Below are 18,330 nucleotides of genomic sequence, written 5' to 3' on the forward strand. Positions count from 1 at the left end.
GATGGTGGGCGGGCAAGGGCCCTGCAGCCAAGCCGCAAAACCCGCTGCTTCGCAACCAACGTGAAAGTTGATCGATGGTCATGTGAAAAGCCGCTGGCCGTGCGACGTGCGTCGGACGTCGGACGTCGGACGTCAAGCCGTCGCATCAGTATCGGACAAGGTGTAGCACGCACCGCTCTGATGAGCGTGCACACCGATCATCTCGACTACTCCTTGTCCCCAGACCGTCGCGGGACTTCATGCGGTACGGATACTGCATAAGAGCCTGATGGCACGGGGCGGCACATCGCGCGATGGAGAGCGGGCACTGCTCCCGCAACCACGCCACAGACCCAAAGCCCTGCACCGAAGTCCCCCCGCGCCATCACCAGCGCCGGACCCATCCGCGGCTGCCTGAAGCCCCCTCCCCGCCCCCGGCGCCGGAATTCCGGCGCGGTTTCGGCACGCCGCTTGCATTGGTGTGGATGCCTCCCTGGCTGACCGTACCCATGAGCGACTCCGTTACCTCCATCCTCTCGCAGATCCGCAGCTACCAGACGCAGATGGGCCAAGGCTCGATGGGCGCGGTGGGCGATGCGGCGCGCGGCAATCAGATCCAGGGGCTGGCCGGCACGCAGGGAACACCGGCCACCCAGGCACCGAGCTTCAGCGAGACCTTGCGCGGCGCCATCGGCGGCGTCAACGAGGCCCAGCAGAAGTCAGGCGCATTGGCCAAGGCCTTCGAAATGGGCGACCCCAGTGCCGATCTGGCACGGGTCATGGTCGCCTCCCAGCAGTCCCAGGTGGCCTTCCGCGCCACCGTGGAAGTCCGCAACCGTCTCGTCCAGGCTTATCAGGACGTCATGAACATGCCGCTGTAAGGGTTGACGACACATGGCTCTCGCGATCACCAAAGAAAACATGAACCAGAACGCCGAAAAGGCGGGGCAATGGTTCGACCGTGTCCGCAGCCTGCAGATCACCCGCAAGCTGACCATGATGGCGATGATCGCCGTGGCGGTGGCGGCCGGTCTGGCAGTGTTCTTCTGGTCGCAGAAGCCCGGTTACCAGTCGCTGTACACCGGCCTGGACGACAAGGGCAATGCCGAGGCCGCCGACCTGCTGCGCACCGCGCAGATCCCGTTCAAGATCGACCAGGACACCGGCGCCATCTCGGTGCCGCAGGACCGTCTGTACGACGCCCGCCTGAAGCTGGCCGGGTCCGGCCTGACCGGCAAGGAGACCGGCGGCGGCTTCGAGCTGATGGAAAAGGACCCCGGCTTCGGCGTCAGCCAGTTCGTGGAAAACGCCCGCTACCAGCACGCGCTGGAAACCGAGTTGTCGCGCACCATCGGCACCCTGCGCCCGGTACGCGAGGCCCGTGTGCATCTGGCCATTCCCAAGCCCAGCGCCTTCACCCGCCAGCGTGACGTGGCCAGCGCCTCGGTGGTGCTGGAGCTGCGCGGCGGCCAGGGCCTGGAGCGCAACCAGGTCGATGCCATCGTCAACCTGGTCGCCTCCAGCATCCCGGACATGACCCCCGAGCGCGTCACCGTGGTCGACCAGAGCGGCCGCCTGCTCTCCATCGCCGATCCCAACAGCGATGCCGCCCAGCACGCCGCCCAGTTCGAACAGGTGCGCCGCCAGGAAAGCTCCTACAACCAGCGTATCCGCGAGCTGCTCGAGCCGATGACCGGCCCGGGCCGGGTCAACCCGGAAGTCAGCGTGGACATGGATTTCTCGGTGGTCGAGGAGGCCCGCGAGCTCTACAACGGCGAGCCGGCCAAGCTGCGCAGCGAACAGGTCAGCGACACCAGCACCAGCGCCACCGGCCCGCAGGGCCCCCCGGGCGCCACCAGCAACAGCCCCGGCCAGCCGCCGGCGCCGGCCGCAAACGCCACCGCCGGTGCACCGGGCACCCCGGCCGCCGCCAACGGCCAGGCCGCCGCACCGGCCGCGCCGACCGAAAGTTCCAAGAGCGCCACCCGCAACTACGAATTGGACCGGACCTTGCAGCACACCCGCCAGCCGGCCGGCCGCATCAAGCGGGTGTCGGTGGCGGTGCTGCTGGACAACGTCCCGCGCCCCGGTGCCAAGGGCAAGCTGGTCGAGCAGCCGCTGACGGCCGCCGAGCTCACCCGCATCGAGGGCCTGGTCAAGCAGGCAGTGGGCTTCGACGCGGCCCGTGGCGACACGGTGTCGGTGATGAACGCCCCGTTCGTGCGCGAAGCGGTTGCCGGCGAGGAAGGTCCGAAGTGGTGGGAAGACCCGCGCGTGCAGAACGGTCTGCGCCTGCTGGTCGGTGCGGTGGTGGTGCTGGCGCTGCTGTTCGGTGTGGTGCGCCCCACCCTGCGCCAGCTCACCGGCGTGACCGCGATCAAGGAAAAGCAGGCCAAGGGCGGCAACGATGGCACTCCGCAGAGCGCCGACGTGCGGATGGTCGACGATGACGACCTGGTGCCCCGTCTGGAAGAGGACACTGCCCAGCTCGGTCAGGACCGCAAGACCCCGATCGCCCTGCCGGATGCCTACGAAGAACGCATGCGGGTCGCACGCGAAGCAGTCAAAGCCGATTCAAAACGTGTCGCACAAGTCGTGAAGGGATGGGTCGCCAGTGAAGCCTGATACACCACCGATGACCGGCGTACAGCGCGCCGCCGTACTGTTGCTGTCGCTTGGGGAAAGCGACGCTGCCGAGGTGCTCAAGCACATGGACCCCAAGGAGGTGCAGAAGATCGGCATCGCCATGGCCACCATGACCGGTATCTCGCGCGACCAGGTCGAGAAGGTGATGGACGAGTTCAACGGCGAGCTGGCCGGCAAGACTTCGCTGGGCGTTGGCGCCGACGACTACATCCGCAACGTGCTGATCCAGGCGCTGGGCGCCGACAAGGCCGGCGGCCTGATCGACCGCATCCTGCTCGGCCGCAATACCACCGGCCTGGACACCCTGAAGTGGATGGACCCGCGCGCGGTCGCCGACCTGGTGCGCAACGAGCACCCGCAGATCATCGCCATCGTCATGGCGCATCTGGACAGCGACCAGGCCGCAGAGGCCCTGAAGCTGCTGCCCGAGCGCACCCGCGCCGACGTGCTGCTGCGCATCGCCACCCTGGACGGCATCCCGCCGAACGCCCTGAGCGAGCTCAACGACATCATGGAGCGCCAGTTTTCCGGCAACCAGAACCTGAAGTCGTCCAACGTGGGCGGCATCAAGGTCGCCGCCAACATCCTCAACTTCCTTGACACTGGCGCCGACCAGGGCGTGCTGGGCGAGATCGGCAAGATCGACGCCGACCTGGCCGGCAAGATCCAGGACCTGATGTTCGTGTTCGACAACCTGGTGGACCTGGACGACCGCGGCCTGCAGACGCTGCTGCGCGAAGTCTCCGGCGAGCGCCTGGGCCTGGCCCTGCGCGGCGCCGACGTCAAGGTACGCGAGAAGATTACCCGCAACATGTCCCAGCGCGCCGCCGAGATCCTGCTCGAGGACATGGAAGCGCGCGGCCCGGTGCGCCTGGCCGACGTGGAAGCGGCGCAGAAGGAAATCCTCACCATCGTCCGCCGCTTGGCTGACGAAGGCGCCATCAGCCTGGGCGGCGCCGGTGCGGAGGCGATGGTATGAACGACATCGTCACCCGCTGGCTGGCCCCCGACCTGCACCTGGAGCCGGCCCCGCCGGCGCCGGAGTACGACGAGCCGGCCATGCTCGAACCGGTGCTGCGTCCGCCGACCCTGGAAGAGATCCAGGCGATCGAGGACGCCGCCCAGCAGGAAGGCTTCGCGCGTGGCCATGCCGAAGGCTTTGCCCAGGGCCAGTCCGAAGTGCGCCGCCTGACCGCGCAGATCGACGGCATCCTGGACAACTTCACCCGCCCGCTGGCGCGGCTGGAAAACGAAGTGGTTGGCGCGCTCGGCGAACTGGCCGTGCGCATCGCCGGCTCGCTGGTCGGGCGTGCCTATCAGGCCGACCCGCAGCTGCTGGCCGAGCTGGTGCAGGAGGCCGTCGATGCGGTCGGCGGCGCCGGCCGCGAGGTGGAAGTGCGCCTGCACCCGGACGACATCACCGCGCTGCTGCCGCATCTGGCGCCCAGCAGCACCACCCGCGTGGCGCCGGACCTGAGCCTGAGCCGCGGCGACCTGCGCGTGCACGCCGAAAGCGTGCGCGTGGACGGAACCTTGGACGCGCGCCTGCGGGCTGCGCTGGAGACAGTCATGCGCAAATCCGGAGCAGGCCTGTGAGCGCCCTGCTGGGTGCCACCCCTGCCGACTGGCTGGACGCGCGCAACCTGCGCCTGGCCACCCGGCTGAGCGGACTCGGGCTGGAGCCGACCGCCGGGCGCACCCTGATCCGCGAAGGCATCCTGCGTCGCGCGGTCGGCCTGACCCTGGAGGCCACCGGCTGCGAAGCGCCGATGGGCGCCACCTGCAAGGTCGAAGTCGACGGCGGCTGGGTGGATGCCGAAGTGGTCGGCTTTGCCGGCGAACGCACCTATCTGATGCCCAGCGCCGAGCTGCATGGGCTGCTGCCGAACGCCCGCGTGGTGCCCTCGCGGCGCCGTGGCGGCGTCGAAGTGGGCGAAGGCCTGCTCGGCCGCGTCATCGACAGCGACGGCACCCCGCTCGACGGCAAGGGCCCGATCCGCGGCGAAGGCAGCGTCAGCATGGCCGGCGTGTCGATCAACCCGCTGGCGCGCGAACCGATCACCACCTCGCTGGACGTCGGCGTGCGCGCGATCAATGCGCTGCTGCCGATCGGCCGCGGCCAGCGCGTCGGCCTGTTCGCTGGCTCTGGCGTCGGCAAATCGACACTGCTCGGCATGATGACCCGCTTCACCTCGGCCGACGTCATCGTGGTCGGGTTGATCGGCGAACGTGGCCGCGAAGTGCGCGACTTCGTCGAAACCACCCTGGGTGAAGAAGGCCTGCGCCGCGCCGTGGTGGTGGCCGCCCCGGCCGACCGCCCGCCGTTGGCGCGTCTGCATGGCGCCTATCGCGCCACCGCGATCGCCGAATGGTTCCGCGACCAGGGCCTGAACGTGCTGCTGCTGATGGATTCGCTGACCCGGTTTGCCCAGGCCCAGCGCGAGATCGGCCTGTCGGTCGGCGAGCCGCCGACCACCCGCGGCTATCCGCCGAGCGTGTTCGCCAAGTTGCCGGCGCTGGTCGAACGCGCCGGCAATGGCGCCAAGGGGCGCGGCTCGATCACCGCCTTCTACACCGTGCTGACCGAAGGCGACGACCCGCAGGACCCGATCGCCGACGCGGCGCGCGCCATTCTCGACGGCCACATCCTGCTCTCGCGCCGGGTTGCCGACAGCGGCCTGTACCCGGCCATCGACGTCGAATCCTCGGTCAGCCGTGTGGTGCAGGACATCGCCGACGACACCTGGCGCCTGCGCATCCGCAAGCTCAAGCGCCTGCTGTCGGCCTACACCGCCAACCGCGACCTGATCGCCATCGGCGCTTACCAGCGCGGCAGCGACCCGGCCACCGACGAAGCATTGGCGCGCTGGCCGGAAATCGTCGACTTCCTCGGCCAGGACGTCCACCGCGCCGCCGACCTGCCCGACAGCCTGTCCGCGTTGCAGCGGCTGGTCGAACCCGAGAACTAATCCATGATGCAGTCCAAACGGATCGACCCCCTGCTGCGCCGCGCCCAGGAACAGGAAGACAAGGTCGCGCGCGACCTGGCCGAGCGTCAGCGCGCCCTGGACACCCACCAGTCGCGCCTGGAAGAGCTGCGCCGCTATGCCGAGGAATACGCCAACAGCCACATGGCCGGTACCAGCGCCGCCGCACTGACCAACCGCCGCGCCTTCCTGGACCGCCTGGACAGCGCGGTGCTGCAGCAGGCGCAGACCGTGGAGAACAACCGCAACAAGGTGGAAGCCGAGCGCACCCGGCTACTGCTGGCCAGCCGCGAGAAACAGGTGCTGGAGCAACTGGCCGCCAGCTACCGCGCGCAGGAGAACAAGGTGATCGAACGCCGCGACCAGCGTGAGATGGACGACCTCGGCGCGCGTCGTTCGCGCCTGGCCCGCAGCGAAGACACCCACGGAGAATCCGCATGAACCCCTTGTCCGCTTTCGCCGCCGGCCTCGGCGCACTCGCCGGCACCGGCAAGAAATCCAGCTACAACGACCCCTCGTCCGAGCCGGACGCCGGCCAGGACCAGTTTGCGCGCATGCTCAATCCGGCCAACCCGCCGAACCAGGCGCCGCCGCAGGCGCCCGAGCGCGTGCCGGCCAAGCAGGCCGCGCCCAAGCCCAACCAGCCCGACAAGCAGCGCAGCGATGACGACCACGGCGACGATGCGCCGGGCGACGCCACCGCACGCCCGCGTGCGCAGGACGGCGATGCCAAGGCCGCCACGTCCGGCGCCGCCAAGGAACCGGCTGCCGCCGACGCCAGCAGCGCTGCCGGCGCCGCCAAGACCGGCAAGGGCAGCAAGACCGCGAGCAATGGCGAAGACGCAGCGGCCGATGCAGCGGCCGCAACCGACACCGGCTGGCCACCGCCGGGCCTGGGCGGCTTCGGCATGGGCCTGCTGGCGCAGGCGCTGCCCGGCGGCGATGTGCTGGCGGCCGCGGCTGCGGCACTGGCGGCCGGCGTAACCGCTGCTGCCGGCGCCACGACGACCGCAGCCGCGCTGCCGACCGATGCGGCCGCACCCACCGTCACCGCGACCGCCGGCACCGCCCTGCCCTCGTTGGGCGCGCTGGCACCGGCTGCCGCCGCAGGCGCCAAGCCTACTTCCGTCACCGCCTTGAGCGGCGATGCCCAGGCGGCCGCATTGATGGGCATGGCGACCAAGGCGCTGGACCCGGGCACAGACGACAGCGCCGGCCCGGCCGCGCCGGACGCCCCGGCGTTCGTGCTGCCGACCACCACGGCGGCCGCGCTCGGCCGCCTGCAGGACCCGGCGCCGGTGTTCAGCGCCTCGCCCACCCCGACCCCGGAAATGGGCAGCGACAGCTTCGACGACGCCATTGGCGCGCGCATGAGCTGGCTGGCCGACCAGAAGATCGGCCATGCCCATATCAAGGTGACCCCGAACGAGATGGGCCCGGTCGAGGTGCGGCTGCATCTGGACGGCGACAAGGTCAATGCCAGCTTCAGCTCCGCCAATGCCGACGTGCGCCAGGCGCTGGAGCAGAGCCTGCCGCGTCTGCGCGAAATGCTCGGACAGAACGGCTTCCAGCTCGGCCAGGCCGATGTCGGCCAGCAACAGCAGAGCCAGTCCGGCAACCGCAACGGTGGCGGCAACGACGGCAATGGCCTCAGCCTGGACGACAGCCCGCCCGTCGGAATTCCGTCGGTGGTGTTACGCCAGCGTGGATTGCTGGACGCCTACGCCTGAGCGCGCGTGCCGGGCACGCCCCGGCGCGGCTGAAACCTTGGGTGCCGGCACGCTCCGGCACCGCCCCACGACCCTCGCAGCGCAAGGCCTGCGGGGGTTTTGTCGTTGAAGCTGCACGCGCGCCAGGAAACCGTCGCCGGATTGGCACGCCAATTGCATCCACTGGGTGAGCATTCCCCCTGGAGCAGACTGTGGCAGCCGCGGAAAAACCCAAGAAGACCGAAGACAAAGACGACAAGGGCGACAAGAAGAAGGGCGGCAAGAAACTTCTGCTGATCGCCGTCGGGGTCGTGGTGCTGGCCGCTGCCGGCGGCGGCGCCTGGTTCTTCTTCGGCCACAAGGGCGAGGAGAAGGACGGCAAGCACGCCGCGCCCAAGGTGGCCGAGGTGCCCAAGCCGGCGCAGTACTTTCCGATGGATCCGGCGATCGTGGTCAATCTGGCCGACCCCGGCGACGGCCCGCAGTACCTGCAGGTCGAAGTGCAGCTGGTCACCCGCGACCCGGAAGACCTCAAGCTGATCACCGAAAACGCCCCGGCCATCCGCGCCCATCTGCTGATGCTGCTGTCGCAGGTCAAGGCCACCGATGTGGCCGACCTGGTCGGCAAGCAGAAGCTGCAGAAGGCCGCACTGGCCGAAGCGCAGAAGGTCATGACCGGCGAAACCGGCAAGAAGTGCGTCGAAGAACTGCTGTTCACCAGTTTCGTTACCCAGTAAGGCCTGCCCCATGAGCGTCAGCGATCTGCTTTCCCAGGACGAAATCGATGCCCTGCTGCATGGCGTGGATTCGGGTGCGGTCAACACCGAGCCGGAGCCGCTGCCCGGTGAGGCACGCCAGTACGACCTGTCCAGCCAGGACCGCATCATCCGTGGCCGCATGCCGACCCTGGAGATGGTCAACGAGCGCTTCGCGCGGCTGTGGCGCATCGGCCTGTTCAACCTGATCCGGCGCTCGGCCGACCTGTCGGTGCGCGGCATCGACCTGGTCAAGTTCAACGAATACATGCACTCGCTGTATGTGCCGACCAACCTCAACCTGATCCGCTTCAAGCCGCTGCGCGGCACCGGCCTGATCGTGTTCGAACCCACGCTGGTATTCACCGTGGTGGACAACTTCTTCGGTGGCGACGGCCGCTACCACACCCGTATCGAAGGTCGCGAGTTCACCGCCACCGAGATGCGCGTGGTGCAGCTGATGCTCAAGCAGACCTTCGCCGATCTGAAGGAAGCCTGGGCGCCGGTGATGGAAGTGGACTTCGAGTACATCAATTCGGAGATCAACCCGCACTTCGCCAACATCGTCACCCCGCGCGAGTACGTGGTGGTATGCCGTTTCCATGTCGAACTGGAAGGCGGCGGCGGCGAGATCCACATCACCTTGCCGTATTCGATGCTGGAGCCGATCCGCGAACTGCTCGATGCCGGCATCCAGAGCGACCGCAACGACCGCGACGACTCCTGGAACGTGATGCTGCGCGAGCAGCTGGATACCGCCGAGGTGACCCTGTCCAGCGTGCTGGCCAGCAAGCGCATGAGCCTGCGTCAGCTCACCGGCCTGAAGATCGGCGACATCCTGCCGATCGACCTGCCCGCACAGGTGCCGCTGTGCGTGGAGGAGATCCCGTTGTTCACCGGCGAATTCGGCGTCTCCAATGGCAACAACGCCGTCAAGATCACCGCCGTACGCCCGCCCGGCGTGCAAGCCCCACGCGCCGTTCCATCCCAGGACTCCAGCAAATGATCAACTCCGACATCCTCGACGCCGCGCCTGCCACCTTCGACAGCCTGCAGGCCGAGCACGACCAGAATGCCACCGACCTCAACCTGGACGTCATCCTGGACGTGCCGGTGACGCTGTCGCTGGAAGTGGGCCGCGCGCGCATTCCGATCCGCAACCTGCTGCAGCTCAACCAGGGCTCGGTGGTGGAACTGGAGCGCGGCGCCGGCGAACCGCTGGACGTCTACGTCAACGGCACCTTGATCGCGCATGGCGAGGTGGTGGTCATCAACGACCGCTTCGGTATCCGCCTGACCGACGTGGTCAGCCCCAGCGAACGGATCCGGAGGCTGCGGTGATCGGCCTGCTGGCCGCTGCCGCGCCGGTCGCGGCCAAGGCCACCCAGGTCGGCGCGCAGGCGCCGTCCTCGCCCAGCCTGTTTGGCGCGGTCTTTGCATTGCTGCTGGTGCTCGCGCTGATCGTCGGCCTGGGCTGGTTGCTCAAGCGCATGCCCGGCAGCGGTTTCCGCAGTACCGAGGGCCTGCGGGTGGTGACCAGCCTGGCGGTGGGTGCCAAGGAACGCGTGGTGGTGGTGGAGGTCAACGGCCAGCAGTTGTTGCTCGGCGTCACCGCCGGCGGCATCAACACCTTGCACACCTTGTCCGAACCGCTGCCGTCCGCGCCCGCGCCCACCCTTCCCAACTTCAAGCAACTTCCCAATTTCGCCCAGCTGCTGGCACAGAAGCTGCGCAAGGACCCGTGACATGTTGAGTCGTTGGAATCGCTGGGGGCGCAGCCTCCGCCTGGTGCTGATCCTGCTGGTGATGAGCTGCCCGCTGCTGGCCGCTGCCACGCCTGCCGCACTGCCGGCCATGGCCCAGGCCGCCGCACCCGCCGCAGCGCCGGCGGCCGCTCCGGCCGCTGCCAATCAGCTGCCGTCCTTGCCCAATGTCAGTGTCGGCCGCATCGGCGACCAGCCGGTGAGCCTGCCGCTGCAGACCTTGCTGCTGATGACGGCGATCACCCTGCTGCCGTCGATGCTGCTGGTGCTGACCGCCTTCACCCGCATCACCATCGTGCTGGGCCTGCTGCGCCAGGCGCTGGGCACCGGCCAGACCCCGTCCAATCAGGTGCTGCTGGGGCTGTCGATGTTCCTGACTGCGCTGGTGATGATGCCGGTGTGGCAGAAGATGTGGGGCGCCGGGCTGTCGCCGTACCTCAACAACCAGATCGATTTCCAGACCGCCTGGACGCTGACCACCCAACCGCTGCGCGCCTTCATGCTGGCGCAGATCCGCGAGACCGACCTGATGACCTTCGCCGGCATGGCCGGCGACGGCAAGTACGCCGGCCCGGATGCGGTGCCGTTCCCGGTGCTGGTGGCCTCGTTCGTGACCAGCGAGCTGAAGACCGCATTCGAGATCGGCTTTCTGATCTTCATCCCGTTCGTGATCATCGATCTGGTGGTCGCCAGCGTGCTGATGTCGATGGGCATGATGATGCTGTCGCCGATGTTGATCTCGGCGCCCTTCAAGATCCTGCTGTTCATCCTGGTGGATGGCTGGGTGCTGGTGGTGGGCACATTGGCCGCGAGCTTCAACGCGTCCTAGCCGCAAGGTTTGCATGCGCGCCGCCTGCCCGCGTGTCCACACGCCCTGCCGCTTCGGTCCGGGTGCAGAGGCTTCGCCTCGTACCCTCACCCCAACCCCTCTCCCGCTGGAGAGGGGCCAGTCCCGACTCCCGACTCCCGACTCCCGATTCCCGATTCCCGATTCCCCAATCCCCAATCCCCAATCCCATCCTTTGGCACCCCACTTGCATCACCGCACCCATGAGCCCTGAAATCGCCCTGACCGAATTGCGTGGTGGCCTGGTCACCGTCCTGTGGATTGCCGGACCGATGTTGCTGGCGGTGTTGGTCGTCGGTGTCGTGATCGGTGTGGTGCAGGCCGCCACCCAGTTGAACGAACCGACCATCGCCTTCGTTGCCAAGGCGGTCGCGTTGACGGCGACCTTGTTTGCCACCGGCAGCATGCTGCTGGGGCATCTGGTCGAGTTCACCATTGCGCTGTTCCAGCGCATTCCGCATCTGATCGGTTAGCGGACCATACCGGATGGATGCCGCTACCCAGATGGTGATCGACGGCCAGCGCGCGTTCGCGATGGTCGGGGCGATCATGTGGACCATGCTGCGCACCGGTGCGTTGCTGACCGCGATGCCGTTGATCGGCACCCGCGCGGTACCGGGACGGGTGCGGGTGATGCTGGCCGGGACCTTGTCGATGGTGCTGGCGCCGCTGCTGCCGCCGGTGCCGGACTGGGACGGTTTCACCGCACAGGCCGTGCTCAGCGTCACCCGCGAGTTGGCGGTAGGCGCCAGCATGGGCTTCATGCTCAAGCTGATCTTCGAAGCCGGCGCGATGGCCGGCGAGCTGGTGTCGCAGTCCACCGGCCTGTCGTTTGCGCAGATGTCCGACCCGCTGCGCGGGGTGACGTCCGGGGTGATCGCGCAGTGGTTCTATCTCGGGTTTGGCTTGCTGTTCTTCGCCGCCAACGGACACCTGGCGGTGATCGCGCTGCTGGTGGACAGCTACAAGGCCTTGCCGATCGGCACCGCGCTTCCCGACGCCGCCGCCTTCGCCGAGGTGGCGCCCACCCTGTTCCTGCAGATCCTGCGCGGCGGGCTGACCCTGGCATTGCCGATGATGGTGGCGATGCTGGCGGTCAACCTGGCCTTCGGTGCGCTGGCCAAGGCGGCGCCGGCCTTGAATCCGATGCAGCTGGGCCTGCCGTTGACGGTGTTGCTGGGGCTGTTTCTGCTGTCCAGCTTCGCCAGCGAATTCGCACCGCCCGTACAGCGCATGTTCGATACCGCCTTCGACGCCGCCCGAGAATTGACTGCCTAGCGGACCCATCCATCACCGTGAATTGCCTCAAGTTTTTCCCCCGCCGGCCGTCAATGCCACAGGACGATTGATACCGCAAATCGCCATCACTCATCCCATGCCAACGCCCGCGGGAATCGATGCCCAACGTGTCTGCGCTGTTCGCTGCGATTGCGTCACGAGGCGGCCACGCGTGGGCCTTGGCCTGTCTTTGGATTGCCGGGCTGGTCGTGAGCGGCCACGTACAGGCGCAGACCTACAGCGTCCGTGACTATGCCCAGGCCGAGGGCCTGCAGGGCATGACCGTCAACAGCCTGCTGGAAGATCGCCAGGGCGTGGTCTGGGTGGGCACCGAGCTGGCCCTGCACCGCTTCGAGCGCGAGACTTTCACCCCGGTTGGCCAGGAAAGCGGCCTGGATGCGCGCTACATCCGCGCACTGGCGCTGGATGCGGCAGGACGGCTATGGGTGGCCAGCGCCAATGGCGTGTTCGTCCGCAACGGCGGCGCGTTCGTGCAACTCCTGCATGACGGCAAACCGATCCGCGCCGACAGCGGCAATGTGCTGGCCGCCTACGCCGACGGCATGGTGTTGGTCAGCGAGAATGCCTTGCTGCGCCTGTCCCCGGACCGCGCGGGCGGCTGGTCGGTGCACCCGTTGCCGTTGCGGCTGGCCGATGGCACCCGCCTGCCGGCCGGCAAGGCGTTACTGGCCGATGGCACAGCGCTGTGGGCCAGCTGCGGACAGCAGGTCTGCCGGATCGACGAGAGCGGACGCGCCGAGCTGTTGGGCGACGCCGACGGTGTGCCGGCGCGGCAGTGGCGGGCGATCTTTCGCGATCACCAGGACACCCTGTGGCTGCGGGGCGATGGCCTGGTGCTGTCGCGCGCGCCTGGCGAACGTGTGTTCCGCCGCCATGCGGCGCCGGCGGGCACCAGCTTCGACACGCTCTCGGCGGCCACCACGCTGTCCGAAGATGCGCAGGGCCGCCTGCTGACACGTTCCGATCGTGGCCTGGTGCGCTGGGAGGGCGATCACTGGCGCTACTTCGGCCGCGACCAGGGGCTGCCGATCAGCCCGATGGTCGGCCCGCTGATGATGCAGAGCACCGGTCAGCTGTGGATCGGCACCCGTGGCCTGGGGGTACAGCGCTGGCTGGGCTACGGCAACATCGAGCACTGGGACGAGAGCCAGGGGTTGGCGGAAGCGCCGACCTGGTTGATCCAGCGCCTGCCCAGCGGGGAACTGCTGGTCGGCAGCGATGCCGGCTCCAACGTGCTGGATCCGCGCAGCGGGCGCATGCAGCCATGGACGCTGGACGACGGGCAGCCGCTGCTGCAGTCGATCTCCATGGCGCTCTCGCCCGCAGATGGCGCGGCCTGGCTGGCGCGCTCGTCCGGCGCACTGGCGCGCCGCGATCCGCGCAGCGGCAAGACCGTCGATGTGTTGCAGCTGGGCCTGCCGATCAACAAGCTGCTGTTCGACGCGGCCGGCACCTTGTGGATCGCTACCCCGCGCGGCCTGTACCGCATGCCGCCCGATGCGCCGTATCAGGCCACCCGCGACCCGGGCGTGCCGGCAGCGTTCGTGGGCGAAGTCGATCGCGATTCCCTGGGCCGGCTCTGGGCCACCACCCGCGAGGGGCTGTACAACCGCCGGACAGACGGGGCCTGGCAACGCGTGCAGGTCCGGGGCGCGCTGCCCAGCCAGGACTTCTTCCTGATCGATTTTGCTCCAGATGGCGAGTTCTGGGTCTCGCTGCGCGATACCGGGCTATGGCATGGCCGCCTGCAAGCCGATGGCGTGCTGGCGCTGCGCGAGGTGGACGATCCGCTGGTGGCGCGGGTGATGCCCTTCATCCTGCACCACGACCGCAGGGGACGGCTGTGGCTTGGCAGCAGCCAGGGGCTTGACTTGCTGAAAAACGGGCATTGGTCGCGGGCCACGCGCACTGAGGGCCTGTTGTGGGACGACATGTCGGCCAACGCGTTCTTCGAGGATGCGGATGGCAGCATCTGGCTCGGCAGCAGCCGCGGTGCCAGCCATCTGATCGATCCGCTGCGCATGTTTGCCGCACCGCCATTGCGCGTGGACATCCTGCGCGTGCGGCGTGGCAACCAGGCGATCACGCCGGGGGCGCAGGTCGATTGGTCGCAGGTGCCGCTGGATGTGGACATCAGCGCACCCGGCGCCGAAGGCGGCCCGGACCGCATCAGCTTCCGCTACCGGGTGGAGGGCCACCAGGCGCGCTGGACCCAGACCTCGCTCAGTCACCTCACCTATCCCCTGCTGCCCCCCGGCACCTACACGCTGGAAGTACAGGCGCTGGATGCCTACCAGCGCAGCGCCAGCCCGGTTGCGCGGCTGCGTTTCGTACTGCGCCCACCGTGGTGGCGCGGCACGCCGGCAGTAGCCGGCTACGTGCTGCTGGGCATTGCGGCGGTGATCGCGCTGCTGCGCTGGCGTACGCGCAAACTGCTGCGGCGCAAACGCGAGCTGGAGCAACTGGTGGCCGAGCGCACTGCCGAGCTGGAACAGGACAAGCGCGAGCTGGAAGCGGCACGCGTCGAACTCGCGCTCAAGGCCACCCACGACGAACTGACCGGGCTGCTCAATCGCGCCGGCATCCTGCACGCGCTGCGCGGCATGCTGGCGCGTGCCGATAGCAGCACGCGGCCGCTGGCGGTGGTGCTGATCGACCTGGACCACTTCAAGCTGGTCAACGATCAGCACGGCCACCTGGCCGGGGACGCGGTACTGGCCGAGGTCGGCCGGCGCCTGGATGCGCTGGTACGCGGCGACGACCGCATCGGTCGCTACGGCGGCGAGGAATTGCTGGCGCTGCTGCCGGGCCTGAGTGCCGAGGCCACCCATCGACTGCAGGCATTGCACCGTGGGATCTGTGGCGACTACCTGATCGATGGCGGCGTGTTGCCGGTGACCTGCTCGGCCGGCGTGGCATGGTTCCAGGCGGGCGAAACCCTGGAACAGCTGCTGGCGCGCGCCGACGCCGCGCTCTATCGCGCCAAACGCAGTGGACGCAACCGCATCGAGTACGACCATGTGAGCTATGCCGCCGCGGCCAGCGGCTGAACCTGCGTCTCGACGCAGGGCCAAAAAACAGCGCCGACAGACGCGTCGCTCAACACCACATGCCTGAGGCCACGCAGGTGTTTGTGCGCGAGCAGCACGCAGCCGTTTCGAAATCGGCATCAAGCAATCTGCGCGATCCGCTTACAGCGACACTGCGCGGCCCGGAACGATCACGCGCCGGACAATGGCCGTGCCTGCTGCGCAAGCGCGCCGCCGTGTCGGCTTAAGCATTAAAGAAACACGCGTGAACAGCCGCTAGTCGGTGTACCGCGGCCTGGTATGTCGGCCGCCCATGGCAAGCGTGAGATGCCCGCGCGATGATCGCGGACCACACCTGCCGATGCGTGGGAGAGTGCAACGCCCGTGGGGTTTCAGTACCGCCAATGCAGGTCGTCAGGCCGGCGTGCACCGTTTCTTGCAGTGCTGCTGGCCTTGCTGTCGCTGGCCGATCTGGCGGGCGCGCAGAGCGCGAGCATCCGACGTTACGCCCACGACCAGGGCTTGCTCGGGCTCGCCGGCACCTGTCTGCTGCAGACCCGCGCCACGCTGCTATGGGTGTGTACCGAAAGCGGCCTGTATCGCTACAACGGGCGCAGCTTCCAGCAGGTCGTGCTGGATGGCATGCGCAACGAACCAATCACCTCGATGACCGAAGCCGCTGACGGTCGGCTGTGGGTGGCAGGCTTCCAGGCCCTGTTTGTCGGCGACGAGCATGGCTTTCGCAAGCTGGCCCCCGATGAGGCCGAACATCTGCAGGAAGGCATGCTGCTGGCCAGTCCCTCCTGGGGCACGGTGCTGGCCAACGGCGGCACGCTAGAACGGCTGAGTGCGCGCGGCAATGGTCACTGGCACAGCGAACCGCTGCTGGACACCGCCACCCGGGTGCGCGTGCCCGAACTATCCAAGGTGCTGAGCCTGTCGGTGGAAGGCGACACCTTGTGGGCTGGCTGCGCCAAGCGGCTATGCGCCATCGATGCGCAGCGCAAGGTGCAGGTCTACGGGCCGCAACAAGGCGTGCCGGAAGATCGCTGGTACAGCGTGTTGCGCGATCACGAGGGCGCACTCTGGGTGCGTGGCACCGGCAACCTGCTCTATCGCGCGCCAGGGGCAAGCACCTTCCGTGTACGGCCGCTGCCATTGCTCGACGGCAGCACCATCGGGCGACAGGCGCCGTTGGTACTGGACCGCAAGGGGCGCGTGCTGGTGCGTCGCAACGACGGGCTGGCGCGCTGGGAAAACGGCCGCTGGCGCAGCTTCGGTGCCGACAACGGGCTGCCGCCCGGCAGCAGCGATGCGATTGTGGTGGACCGCGATGGCGATGTCTGGATGACCGTCGATGGCGAAGGCCTGGTGCGCTGGGCCGGCTACGACTGGATCGAAAACTGGGACGCCTCGCAAGGCATGCCGGCCGCACCCACCTGGTCGATCGCGCGCGACGCGCAGGGCGCGCTGCTGGTCGGCAACGAGCACGGCACCGGCCGCCAGGTCGATCCGAGCGGCCGGTTCGTTCCGGCCCTGCAGGCCTCCGGGATCCAGATCGTGGGCATGCAACGCAGCGCCGACGGCAGCCTGTGGACGCTCAATTCGGCCGGTTTCCTGCGCCGCACCTGGCCGGATGGCCGCAATACCCAGATTGCCAAACTGCCGCGCACCGCGCGCCGCCTGCTGATCGATCGACAGGGGCGGATGTGGATGCTCAGTGTGGGTGGGCTGTTCGTGATCCAGCGCCCGCTGGAGGGCGGCACGGTGGAAGCGGTCACCGACATGCCCACGATCGCCTATACCGATATCCAGCAGACCGCCAGCGGCACGCTGTGGGTGTCCACCGCCAACGGGTTGTTCCGCCTGCAGGGCGCGCGCTGGTCCAAGCTCAAGGTACTGGTCAATGGCGGCACGTCCGACCCGTGGATCAGCAAGTTCCATATCAGCGATAGCGGCGAGGTGTGGCTGGCGTTCTATCGGCCGGGTCTCTGGCACGGCATGCTGCTGGGCGACACGCTGGATCTGCAGGCGACCAGCGACCAAGCGCTGCGCGATGTCGGTGTCTACGTGATGCGCGGCGACAGCCTCGGCCGGGTCTGGGTGGGGCATGCGCGTGGCGTGGAGATCTACGACGGTGGGAGGTGGGTGCATCTGTCGCAGTCGCAAGGCCTGCTCTGGGACGACATCTCCGAAGCCGCCTTCGCCGAGGATCCAGATGGTTCGGTATGGATCGGCACCGCGCGCGGGGTGAGTCATCTGCTCGATCCGGCGCGGCTGTTCGATGCGCGCCAGCCCAGCGTACGCATCGACAGCGTCAGCCGTGGCGGCGTGCCGGTGCAACGCGGCCAGTTGCTGGGCTGGAGCGACAAGCCGCTGCATATCGAGCTGTCGACGATGGAGGTGTACGACGACCCGAGTCGCCTGACGGTGCGTTACCGCCTGCTCGGTCTGCACAACGAATGGATCCAGGGCAACAACCTGTCGATCGACCAGGCGCCGCTGCCCTCCGGGCACTTCCGTCTGCAGGTGCAGGTGCTGGACCACTACCGCCGCACCGCCTCGACGATCGCCGAGCTGCCGTTTGCGGTGGCCCCGCTGTGGTGGCGCAGCCCGCCGGCGATCGCGTCGTATGTGCTGATCGGCAGTGCATTGCTGGCCGGCCTGTGGCGCTGGCGGCACGGCCAACTGGTCGCGCGCGAGCGCATGCTGGCCGAACTGGTGGCCGAGCGCACCTGTCAGCTGGAGCACGAAAAACGCGATCTGGAAAGCGCGCGCGCAGCGCTGGCCCTGAAGGCCAGCCACGACGCCTTGACCGGCCTGCTCAACCGCTCCGGCGTGCTCGAAGCCATGGCCGACGAACTGCAGGCCTGCGCGCACGGCGGGCATCCGCTGGCGGTGGTGCTGATCGATCTGGACCATTTCAAGCTGGTCAACGACGAGCATGGGCATCTGGTCGGCGATGCGGTGCTGGCCAAGGTCGGCGCCCGCCTGACCGCCTGCCTGCGCGACTCGGACAAGGTGGGCCGTTACGGCGGCGAAGAACTGCTGCTGTTGCTGCCGGGCATGCCGCGGCACAGCCAGCACCGGCTGCGCGCCATCCACGAGCAGCTCAGCCTGGCACCGTACGAGGTCGGTACCGCCCGGCCCCTGCAGGTGACCTGTTCGGTCGGCGTGGCCTGGTTCCGGAGCGGGGATAACGCCGCCACGCTGCTGGCGCGTGCCGACCAGGCGCTTTACCGCGCCAAGCGGCATGGCCGCAATCGCATCGAACCGGAAGAGCCCGAATCGTCGATGGCATGAGCCCAAGCGGCAT

General features: G+C 68.2%; 16 protein-coding genes. All 16 read left to right on the plus strand.

The genetic code is table 11. The features are described from left to right. Positions 1 to 488 precede the first annotated feature (488 nt). Positions 489 to 860 (plus strand): flagellar hook-basal body complex protein FliE, encoded by a 372-nt coding sequence (fliE, locus tag FHT08_RS19140; RefSeq protein WP_166776395.1) that lies wholly within the window; start codon positions 489 to 491, stop codon positions 858 to 860. A gap of 13 nt (positions 861 to 873) precedes the next feature. Then, positions 874 to 2,604 (plus strand): flagellar basal-body MS-ring/collar protein FliF, encoded by a 1,731-nt coding sequence (gene fliF, locus FHT08_RS19145; protein WP_166776397.1) that lies wholly within the window; start codon positions 874 to 876, stop codon positions 2,602 to 2,604. A gap of 10 nt (positions 2,605 to 2,614) precedes the next feature. Beyond that, positions 2,615 to 3,604 carry a flagellar motor switch protein FliG gene (gene fliG, locus FHT08_RS19150; protein ID WP_016904678.1) on the plus strand — a complete coding sequence of 330 codons (990 nt, stop codon included), beginning with the start codon at positions 2,615 to 2,617 and terminating at the stop codon, positions 3,602 to 3,604. After that, on the plus strand, positions 3,601 to 4,221 hold the full coding sequence (locus FHT08_RS19155; protein ID WP_166776399.1) for a FliH/SctL family protein: 621 nt from the start codon (positions 3,601 to 3,603) through the stop codon (positions 4,219 to 4,221). Before fliG ends, FHT08_RS19155 begins: the two co-directional genes overlap by 4 nt. After that, on the plus strand, positions 4,218 to 5,594 hold the full coding sequence (fliI, locus tag FHT08_RS19160) for a flagellar protein export ATPase FliI (RefSeq protein ID WP_055826855.1): 1,377 nt from the start codon (positions 4,218 to 4,220) through the stop codon (positions 5,592 to 5,594). Before FHT08_RS19155 ends, fliI begins: the two co-directional genes overlap by 4 nt. A 3-nt stretch (positions 5,595 to 5,597) precedes the next feature. Then, positions 5,598 to 6,053, plus strand: coding sequence for a flagellar export protein FliJ (gene fliJ / locus FHT08_RS19165; RefSeq protein WP_016904675.1), 456 nt, complete (start codon positions 5,598 to 5,600; stop codon positions 6,051 to 6,053). Then, on the plus strand, positions 6,050 to 7,342 hold the full coding sequence (locus tag FHT08_RS19170; protein WP_166776401.1) for a flagellar hook-length control protein FliK: 1,293 nt from the start codon (positions 6,050 to 6,052) through the stop codon (positions 7,340 to 7,342). Before fliJ ends, FHT08_RS19170 begins: the two co-directional genes overlap by 4 nt. 191 nt (positions 7,343 to 7,533) lie before the next feature. Beyond that, positions 7,534 to 8,058: a flagellar basal body-associated FliL family protein gene (locus tag FHT08_RS19175; protein WP_104537456.1), complete on the plus strand. Its 525-nt coding sequence runs from the start codon at positions 7,534 to 7,536 to the stop codon at positions 8,056 to 8,058. Between the two features lie 10 nt (positions 8,059 to 8,068). Further along, positions 8,069 to 9,082, plus strand: coding sequence for a flagellar motor switch protein FliM (fliM, locus tag FHT08_RS19180; protein ID WP_104537457.1), 1,014 nt, complete (start codon positions 8,069 to 8,071; stop codon positions 9,080 to 9,082). After that, positions 9,079 to 9,417 carry a flagellar motor switch protein FliN gene (fliN, locus tag FHT08_RS19185; RefSeq protein ID WP_016904992.1) on the plus strand — a complete coding sequence of 113 codons (339 nt, stop codon included), beginning with the start codon at positions 9,079 to 9,081 and terminating at the stop codon, positions 9,415 to 9,417. Before fliM ends, fliN begins: the two co-directional genes overlap by 4 nt. Beyond that, entirely contained in the window at positions 9,414 to 9,821 is a 408-nt protein-coding gene (fliO, locus tag FHT08_RS19190) for a flagellar biosynthetic protein FliO (protein WP_024937666.1), read from the plus strand. Before fliN ends, fliO begins: the two co-directional genes overlap by 4 nt. Before the next feature lies 1 nt (position 9,822). Next, complete coding sequence (gene fliP, locus FHT08_RS19195) at positions 9,823 to 10,668, plus strand: flagellar type III secretion system pore protein FliP (RefSeq protein WP_104606971.1); 846 nt, start codon at positions 9,823 to 9,825, stop codon at positions 10,666 to 10,668. Positions 10,669 to 10,889: 221 nt separating this feature from the next. Continuing rightward, positions 10,890 to 11,159 carry a flagellar biosynthetic protein FliQ gene (locus FHT08_RS19200; protein WP_005917968.1) on the plus strand — a complete coding sequence of 90 codons (270 nt, stop codon included), beginning with the start codon at positions 10,890 to 10,892 and terminating at the stop codon, positions 11,157 to 11,159. A 13-nt stretch (positions 11,160 to 11,172) separates the two neighbouring features. Beyond that, positions 11,173 to 11,964, plus strand: coding sequence for a flagellar biosynthetic protein FliR (gene fliR, locus FHT08_RS19205; protein WP_166776403.1), 792 nt, complete (start codon positions 11,173 to 11,175; stop codon positions 11,962 to 11,964). A gap of 119 nt (positions 11,965 to 12,083) precedes the next feature. After that, positions 12,084 to 15,035, plus strand: a complete 2,952-nt coding sequence (locus FHT08_RS19210; RefSeq protein ID WP_166776405.1) for a ligand-binding sensor domain-containing diguanylate cyclase — start codon at positions 12,084 to 12,086, stop codon at positions 15,033 to 15,035. Positions 15,036 to 15,398: 363 nt separating this feature from the next. Next, positions 15,399 to 18,317 carry a ligand-binding sensor domain-containing diguanylate cyclase gene (locus FHT08_RS19215; RefSeq protein ID WP_104606969.1) on the plus strand — a complete coding sequence of 973 codons (2,919 nt, stop codon included), beginning with the start codon at positions 15,399 to 15,401 and terminating at the stop codon, positions 18,315 to 18,317. Positions 18,318 to 18,330: the final 13 nt, after the last annotated feature.

It is taken from the genome of Xanthomonas sp. CFBP 8151 (assembly GCF_011761885.1).
In the GTDB taxonomy this organism is placed as follows: Bacteria; Pseudomonadota; Gammaproteobacteria; order Xanthomonadales; family Xanthomonadaceae; genus Xanthomonas; species Xanthomonas arboricola_B.